This window comes from Streptomyces soli (assembly GCF_003999195.1).
Taxonomy (GTDB): Bacteria; Actinomycetota; Actinomycetes; order Streptomycetales; family Streptomycetaceae; genus Actinacidiphila; species Actinacidiphila soli.
Window position 1 is genome coordinate 21,851 of the sequence record NZ_RJVR01000299.1, and the last position, 6,050, is coordinate 27,900.

Consider the following 6,050-nt stretch of genomic DNA (forward strand, 5'->3'; position numbering starts at 1 on the left):
GGTTCAGGCCCCGGTGCCGCCACCGCCCGGCACGTTGGCGGCGTGCGTGATGACGTCGTCGATCAGGCCGTACTCCTTGGCCGCCTCCGTGGAGAACCAGCGGTCGCGGTCGGAGTCGCGGGTGATGGCCTCGACGGACTGGCCGGAGTGCTGTGCGATCAGCTCGGCCATCCGCTTCTTCGTACGGAGCAGCTGCTCGGCGTGGATCTTGATGTCGGAGGCCGAGCCGGCGAGGCCGGCGGACGGCTGGTGCATCAGGATGTCGGTGTTCGGCAGCGCGAAGCGCTTGCCGGGGGCGCCGGCGGTCAGCAGGAACTGGCCCATCGAGGCAGCGAGGCCCATGGCGATGGTGACCACGTCGTTGGGGATGAACTGCATGGTGTCGTAGATGGCCATGCCGGCCGTCACCGAGCCGCCGGGGCTGTTGATGTAGAGGAAGATGTCCTTGTCCGGGTCAGTGGCAAGGAGCAGCAGCTGCGCGGTGATCTTGTTGGCGATGTCGTCGTCGACCGCCTGGCCGAGGAAGATGATCCGCTCATTGAGCAGCCGGTTGTAGACCTGGTCGCCGAGGCCACCGAGAGTCGGCTCGCCGGCGGCGGAAGGCATCGGAAGCGTCACGTATCCACCTGCTCGTTGTCGGACGGCCGTTAAGCCGTCTCAGGGTCTTCTCGTGGGCTGAGTGAAGGGCACTCTGCCCTCGTACTTACGGACCCTAACGCGCAGGTCGGGCCCAGCAATCCCCTACGCGGAACTGTTCGCTCTGAGCGCAGGGTGCGGGCGCCTGCGCCCGCGTACGGCGACGGGCCCGGACGCACACGTACGGCGTCCGGGCCCGTCGGGCGTTTGATCAGGCCTCGGTGGGCTCTTCGGCGGACTCCGCCTCGGCGGAGGCGTCGACCGTCTCGGCGGTCTCGTCCTCGTCGTCGTCGAGGTCGACGACCTCACCATTGGTGTCGACGACCTTGGCGGCCTCGACGACAACGGCCAGCGCCTTGCCACGGGCGACCTCGCCGACGAGCAGCGGCACCTGGCCGCCTTCGACGACGGCCTGGGCGAACTGGTCGGGGCTCATGCCGGAGGAAGCGGCGCGGCGCATGAGGTGCTCGGTGAGCTCCTCCTGGTTGACCGACAGCTTCTCCTTGTTGACCAGTTCGTCGAGCACGAACTGGGTCTTGATGCCCTTCTTCGCCTGCTCCTCGAGCTCGGCGTCGTACTCCTCGCGGGTCTTGCCCTCGCGCTCCAGGTAGCTCTCCCAGGTGAGGCCGAGGGCCTCGAACTGGTGGTGCTCCAGGTTGTGCGTACGGGTCTCGATCTCGTCCTTGAGGAGCTTCTCCGGCAGCGGGACCTCGGTCAGCTCCAGGAGGGCGTCGAGCACCTTCTCCTGGGCCTGGGTGGCCTGGTCGTACTGCTTGATCCGCTCAAGGCGCTTGACGCTGTCCGCGCGCAGCTCCTCGAGGGTGTCGAACTCGCTCGCCAGCTGGGCGAAGTCGTCGTCCAGCTCGGGCAGCTCGCGGGCCTGGACGGCGGTGACGTCGACCTTGACCGAGGCCTCCTGGCCGGCCGCGGAGCCGCCCTTGAGCTCGGAGGTGAAGGTGGCGGTGCCGCCGGCCTCCAGGCCGGTGACAGCCTCGTCGATGCCGTCGAGGAGCTCGCCGGAGCCGATGGTGTAGCTGACGCCCTTGGCGACGCCGTCCTCCAGCACCTCACCGTTGACCGAGGCCTCGAGGTCGATGACCACGACGTCGCCCTCGGCGGCGGGGCGCTCGACCGAGGTGGTGGAGGCGAAGCGCTCGCGGAGCTGCTCCAGGGACTTGTCGACGTCCTCGTCCGACACCTCGACGGCGTCGACGGTGACCTCGATGCCTGAGTAGTCCGGGATCTCGATCGACGGGCGGATGTCGACCTCGGCGGTGAACTTGAGCTCGTCACCGTCGTTGAACTCGGTGATGTCCACCTCGGGCTGGCCGAGGACGTTCAGCTCACCCTCGTTGACCGCCTCCGTGTAGAACTTCGGCAGCGCGTCGTTGATGGCCTCTTCGAGGACCGCGCCACGGCCGAACCGCTGGTCGATGACGCGCGCAGGGATCTTGCCCTTGCGGAAGCCCGGCACCGTGACCTGCTGGTTGATCTTCTTGTACGCCGCGTCGAGGCTGGGCTTGAGCTCCTCGAAGGGCACCTCGACAGTGAGTCGAACCCGGGTCGGGTTCAGAGTCTCGACGGCGCTCTTCACGGTTGGGTCTCCTTGGGGCTTTACGTTGAGTGGGGGCTCCGGCTGCCGTTCCGACATCCGGTGGGCCGACGACCCATCCTACCGGTACCACAATCTCGCGGTTCCGGTCTGTGCTCGGACTGCGTATGCGTACATGGTCGGGGTGGCCGGATTCGAACCGACGACCTTCCGCTCCCAAAGCGGACGCGCTACCAAGCTGCGCCACACCCCGTCAGTGCGACACGTAGAGTACATGCCTCCGCACACCCTGGCTGCCCATTTGTCCGCGGCGCCGGGAACCCGGTCGATCAGCTACCATCTGATGTGCCAGAATGACTGGCCGTTGCGGGCGTAGCTCAATGGTAGAGCCCTAGTCTTCCAAACTAGCTACGCGGGTTCGATTCCCGTCGCCCGCTCCAAACGTTCCGGCCCAGGTAGGAGGCTTTCTCTCCTACCTGGGCCGGTTCTTTTTAGGCGTCCGATCAGGTCGTCGTGCCCGTTGCGTGCCCGATCGAGTCGGGATCTTGCTTCCGCGCCTTGTTCACGATCTCGCTCACCGCGTCGCCGATCAGGCGTTCCCGTTCTGCGGTGGCGTGCTGATAGATCAACGCCGCACGGGCAGTGCTGTGACCCATTCGTGTCATCAGCTCCCGTGTGCTGGCTCCCGTCGCGGCGGCGAAGGTGTTGCCGGTGTGGCGCAGGTCGTGAAAGTGGAGCCCCGTGACTCCGGCATCTGCGCACGCCTTGCGCCACAGCTTGTTGAAGTGATTCCGGCGGGGAGTCGCACGCCGGGCGCCGATGAAGATCCGGCCGTCCGTCCCGGGTTCGGCGTAGATCGCGAGGTGGGTGACCAGGTCGGGGAGGATCGCGGCAGGCACCGACACAGTGCGCTTGCCCGCAGCGCTCTTAGGCTCCTTGATGAGTCGCTTGCCGCTGTGCAGCTCTGCGACGTTGCGGCGAACGCGAACGGTCCCTGCGTCGGTGTCGAGGTCGCGCCGGCGGAGGCCCACCAGCCCACCCCAGCTCAGCCCGCAGAACGCGGCCAGCAGCACCAGGGCGCGGAAGCGAGGCTGAATCGCGCTGGCGATGGCATCGACCTCGGACACCGTAGCGGTAGGCCGTTCAGGCGTCGGAGCGACGCTGGCGCCCTTGATCCGGCACGGGTTCCGGCGGATCAGCCGGTCTTCAACAGCGGTCATCAGCACAGCCCGCAGGAGCGCGTATGCCTTCGCTACGGTGGTCGGACCAGCTCCGGCATCGAGCCGGGCAACACGCCAGGCCCGGACGCCAGCCGGGGTGATGTCAACCACGGCGAGCCTCCCGAAGGTTGGGGTGAGGTGGTTACGCAGCAGTGATCCGTACAAGTCGGCCGTCGATGCGCTGATCCCGCGTTCCCTGATCCAGGTGGCCGCGTAGGCACCGAAGGCGACATTGCCAGCGTCTGGATCGGTCCACTCCCCCGCCCGTAATTCGACCTGCTTCTCTGCCAGCCAGTCGTCAGCGTCACGCTTGGTCGCGAACGTGCACGGGGCCGGGCAATCGACGTTGTCAGGACCCAGGTAACGCGCCTGATAGCGCCCTGAGGGCAGCTTGCGGACCCGTCCGAAGGGACGTTTCCTCCCCGCCATCAGATCACCGCCCGCAGCCGACGTACTGCAGGCTTAACGGTGTTCGCCGCGATGAAGTCGGCAACAGCACTCTCCGGGATGCGCACGTGCCGCCCCACCTTGACAAACGTGATCCGGCGTTCCACGATCAGGCGCCGGGGAAACCGCACGGTGGTGCCGAGCAGTTCGGCAACCTGGTCAACCGTCAGCAGCCTGTTCGGTCAGTTCCTGGCCGTCGTCGGTGCCGATCGGGCGGACGTCGACCTGGTCGCCCCAGCGCAGGATCCGGGCGGGTTCCTCACCGGCCGCAGTCACGGGCACGGAGACACGGCCGGCGGCGGCGGTGATGGCGTCGGTGAGCGGGCCCACACTGGCCCACGCGGGCGGGATGTCCTCGGGCCCGCCGGGTCCGTCCAGGCGCACGATGGCGTGGAAGTGGACCGCTCCGCGCTTCTGGAATTCGGCGACCCTACCCAAGAGGACCTTTGGCCTTGTCGAGGACCGCACAGGCCGACGCGCCGTCCGCAGGCGTGATGTCGTGGCTATCCGTCCAGTGCCAGACGATGCCGCTGCGCTCCTCGAAGTCGATGCAGGCACGCCAGCTCTGACCATGACCAACCACTACTGGGACCAGCATGGATCAGTCACCGAGTACGCCACCGACTTCCTTGTGGTCGGCCGCCAACTCTCAGCGGAGTACGACCTGACCTGACGCCTGGGGTCGTTACGGATCTCCCTACCTCATCAAGGCACCCGGCTGCGCTGCGCTTCGCCGGGCGCGCTTCCCGGCTCCGGCTGCGCGTGCCCTCCTGCCTTCGGCCCGCTTCGCGCTGCCTGCCCCGACGCACGCCCACGACGGATAGGCCGAAGGGCATAAGGCGAGAACCGCGGGAGCCGCAGCCAGCCAACAGCAAGAACATGCCTCCGACGGGGCCTCAGACTCCGGGATGGACGGGCCCGTTGGCGGGTGCCGGCCGAATCGCGATGAGGCGTCACCCGCCTTCGTTGCGCTCCGGCGGCCCGGCATCGACTGTCCGGGGCGGCCGGGCAGCCGCCCCGGACACCGCCGGTAGGATGAATTAACGATCATCGATGCCCCTTTTGGCCTCTTATCGCTATGCGCACTTTCTATAGCTATTACTAGGCTTTGCCCCATGAGTGACGGTTCATCACCTCCCCCGGGCAGGCAGTCGCTCCGCGGTTCCCCCACTTGGGAGTTGGGCCTGCGGAGGCTCGACACGAAGCGCGGGATCGCGGCCTGACCGGAGCTCACTTCGGCAACTCGGAGCCCCCTCGCCGGGGCATTGAGCTCAACGGCGCAAGAAAGGTCTAGTCCTATGGCATTGGCTGCAATTCTGCCCTCCCCCATAGGCCGGGGGCGGAGACGCACTCGGCTCAAGGCAACTCTCATCGGGATACCGGTAGTGGCGTTGCTGACGACGCTCAGTCTGCTCTCGAGCGTCGCGTACGCGCTGGAAGCCCCGGTGGGGCTCGGGACGGCTGACAGTTACGCGGTCCTGGCCGGCTCAACGATCACCAATACGGGTCCCACGGTCGTCCTCGGCGATCTGGGACTCGACCCCGGCACTGCCGTAGTGGGCTTCACAGGCCCTCCAGACGGACTGGTCATCGGAGCAAAGCACGTAAAGGACGCCGCCGCCGCTCAGGCGAAGAGCGACCTGGTTACCGCCTACAACGATGCGGCAGGGCGGCCAGCCACGGGTGACACGAGTGGCACCCTTGCCACAAAGACGTTCAAGGCCGGCGTCTACACCGCTTCTTCGAGCCTACTGCTAACCGTCAACGGGACCGTCACTCTCGATGCCGAAGGTGACCCCAACGCCGTCTTCATCTTCAAGGTCGCCTCAGCCTTGACCATGGAAGTGGGGAGCACCGTCCGCCTCATCAACGGAGCACAGCCCTGCAACGTGTTCTGGCAGGTGGGCAGTTCCGCCACCATTGGGACCAATGCCGTCTTCAAGGGCACCCTGATGGCCCTGACGTCGATCTCCGTAAGCTCCGGCGCGGACATCGAAGGCCGGCTCCTGGCGCGTAATGGGGAAGTCACTCTGATCAACGACACCATCAAGAGGCCCTCCTGCGGCGTGGCTGGTCCGCCCGGGACCCCCGGCACCCCCGGGACCCCCGGCACCCCCGGGACCCCCGGCACCCCCGGCGCTCCCGGCGCTCCCGGCGCCCCCGGCACCCCCGGCACCCCCGGCGCCCCCGGCACC

General features: G+C 67.3%; 5 protein-coding genes, 2 tRNA genes and 2 pseudogenes. 3 read left to right on the forward strand and 6 right to left on the reverse strand.

Annotation, left to right across the window (positions count from 1 at the left end; all coding sequences use genetic code 11):
* Positions 1 to 3: 3 nt before the first annotated feature.
* The 3 genes from EFK10_RS33740 to EFK10_RS33750 form a co-directional block, all read right to left on the reverse strand.
* Positions 4 to 618: an ATP-dependent Clp protease proteolytic subunit gene (locus EFK10_RS33740; protein WP_164836254.1), complete on the reverse strand. Its 615-nt coding sequence runs from the start codon at positions 616 to 618 to the stop codon at positions 4 to 6.
* 229 nt (positions 619 to 847) lie between these two features.
* A complete protein-coding gene (gene tig / locus EFK10_RS33745) occupies positions 848 to 2,230 on the reverse strand; it encodes a trigger factor (RefSeq protein ID WP_127359458.1) in 1,383 nt (460 codons plus the stop codon).
* A 134-nt stretch (positions 2,231 to 2,364) separates the two neighbouring features.
* Positions 2,365 to 2,441 (reverse strand) — tRNA-Pro (locus tag EFK10_RS33750).
* 113 nt (positions 2,442 to 2,554) lie between these two features.
* Between EFK10_RS33750 and EFK10_RS33755 the strand changes: the two genes are divergently transcribed.
* Positions 2,555 to 2,628: transfer RNA gene (locus tag EFK10_RS33755), tRNA-Gly, on the forward strand.
* 63 nt (positions 2,629 to 2,691) lie between these two features.
* Here EFK10_RS33755 and EFK10_RS33760 read toward each other — a convergent pair.
* From EFK10_RS33760 to EFK10_RS33770, 3 genes and pseudogenes are all read right to left on the reverse strand, one after another.
* Complete coding sequence (locus EFK10_RS33760) at positions 2,692 to 3,837, reverse strand: tyrosine-type recombinase/integrase (protein WP_127359459.1); 1,146 nt, start codon at positions 3,835 to 3,837, stop codon at positions 2,692 to 2,694.
* Complete coding sequence (locus EFK10_RS33765; protein WP_127359465.1) at positions 3,837 to 4,028, reverse strand: excisionase family DNA-binding protein; 192 nt, start codon at positions 4,026 to 4,028, stop codon at positions 3,837 to 3,839. The genes EFK10_RS33760 and EFK10_RS33765 overlap by 1 nt, the downstream gene beginning before the upstream one ends.
* A pseudogene (locus EFK10_RS33770) lies at positions 4,027 to 4,302 on the reverse strand (replication initiator); the annotation flags it as partial. The pseudogene EFK10_RS33770 and the gene EFK10_RS33765, both read right to left, overlap by 2 nt.
* On the opposite strand from EFK10_RS33770, the pseudogene EFK10_RS52875 reads away from it, so the two are divergent.
* Both EFK10_RS52875 and EFK10_RS33785 read left to right on the forward strand, forming a co-directional pair.
* A pseudogene (locus EFK10_RS52875) lies at positions 4,241 to 4,417 on the forward strand (GntR family transcriptional regulator); the annotation flags it as partial. The pseudogenes EFK10_RS33770 and EFK10_RS52875 overlap by 62 nt on opposite strands.
* A gap of 823 nt (positions 4,418 to 5,240) precedes the next feature.
* Positions 5,241 to 6,050, forward strand: an 810-nt coding sequence (locus EFK10_RS33785; RefSeq protein ID WP_206305696.1) for an ice-binding family protein, incomplete at its 3' end; no start/stop codon positions are given.